Raw genomic sequence first — 1,338 nt, forward strand, 5'->3', positions numbered from 1 at the left:
CGCTCTCCCCCCCGCTGGCGGCTCTGCTACACGCCACCCCCCCCCCCCGCGGAGGCCACGGTGTCCCCGGTCGGGTCGGGGGTCTGGACGATCGGGCAGCGGGCGGCGCCGACGCGGACCAGTTCGGCGATCCGGTGGGCGGTCTCGCGGGGGGTGAGCTCGCTGGTGTCGAGCATCCGGGCGTCCTCGACCAGCCAGCGCCGGGCGGCCCGGTAGCGGGCCACGTGTTCGAAGCACCACATGCGGACCCGCTCGCTGGCCTCCGGATCTCCCGGGCACTCGTCGCGGTGGGCGATGCGGTGACGCAGGATCGTTTCTTCTGGGTCCAGGACGAAGTGGTGCACCGCTATGCCATGGGAGGCGAGGTCGCCGAAGATCTCGTCCCGGTAGTCCTCCCTGAGCAGGGTCATCGGGACCACCAGCGGGCCCGCGACCTCGCTGAGCAGCGCGGCCGCCGTCTCGGGGACGAGCCGGCGCCAGGCCGCCAGGTCCTGGAAGTCGGACACCGTCGCCAGCCGGTCGGCGGGGAGCATCCGGCGCAGGCCGAAGCCCACCAGCTCGGGATCGAAGAGCACGCTCCCGGGCAGCAGTTCCACCAGCTCGCGGCAGGCACTCGTCTTGCCCGCCCCGAATGTGCCATTGACCCAGACGATCACAACGTCCCCTGCCCTCGACTTGCCCCGATGCCGTTCGCACCGGGCAGCGCCCCCGTCGGCCGAACCAGCGCCACCCGTGGTGGTACCCGCGCCACGCCGCTCCCCATACCTCCCCGCCGCGCCCGCCGTTGCGCCCCACCCCGCCCCTTGACAGGGGCATGTGCCCAGGCCAGCCGCCTTCCGGGAGAAATATGTAGACCGGTCTACATCAAAGTTGCACCCTGCTCACACCCTGCGCGCACAGAAAGTCGGCCTGCCCGACTTCCCGTGCGCCATCATCACCCCAGATCACCTCGCATCACCCCCTCCACCCGACTATGTAGACCGACCGACAGATTTCTCCCGGCAATCTCTAGACCGGTCTGCATAATTCAGTAGACCGGTCGACATATTCTCCCCCGCGCCCCTCGCGCGCCCCCCGGCGCCCGCTTGCGCCGCGCGCACCCCAGCACGTACAGAGGAACGATGAAGCTGCTCCCAGTCGGCCGCGTCATCGTCATCGGCTCGGTCAACGCCGACCGCATCCTCCGCTGCCCCGTCCTCCCCGCCCCCGGCGAGACCGTCCTCGCCACCGCCGCCACCCAGGGGTTCGGCGGCAAGGGCGCAAACCAGGCGGTGGGGGGGGGGGGGGGGCGGGGGGGGCCCCCCCCCCCCGGGCGGGGGGGGGGCGGGGCGGCCCCCG

At 72.4% G+C, this 1,338-nt stretch carries 2 pseudogenes; one reads left to right on the forward strand and one right to left on the reverse strand.

What is annotated here, in order from left to right:
- Positions 1-656, reverse strand: a pseudogene (locus ACFV6I_RS36380) (AAA family ATPase); the annotation flags it as partial.
- Positions 657-1,121: 465 nt separating this feature from the next.
- Between ACFV6I_RS36380 and ACFV6I_RS36385 the strand changes: the two are divergent.
- Positions 1,122-1,338: pseudogene (locus tag ACFV6I_RS36385) on the forward strand (hypothetical protein); the annotation flags it as partial.

It is taken from the genome of Kitasatospora sp. NPDC059803 (assembly GCF_042732255.1).
In the GTDB taxonomy this organism is placed as follows: Bacteria; Actinomycetota; Actinomycetes; order Streptomycetales; family Streptomycetaceae; genus Kitasatospora.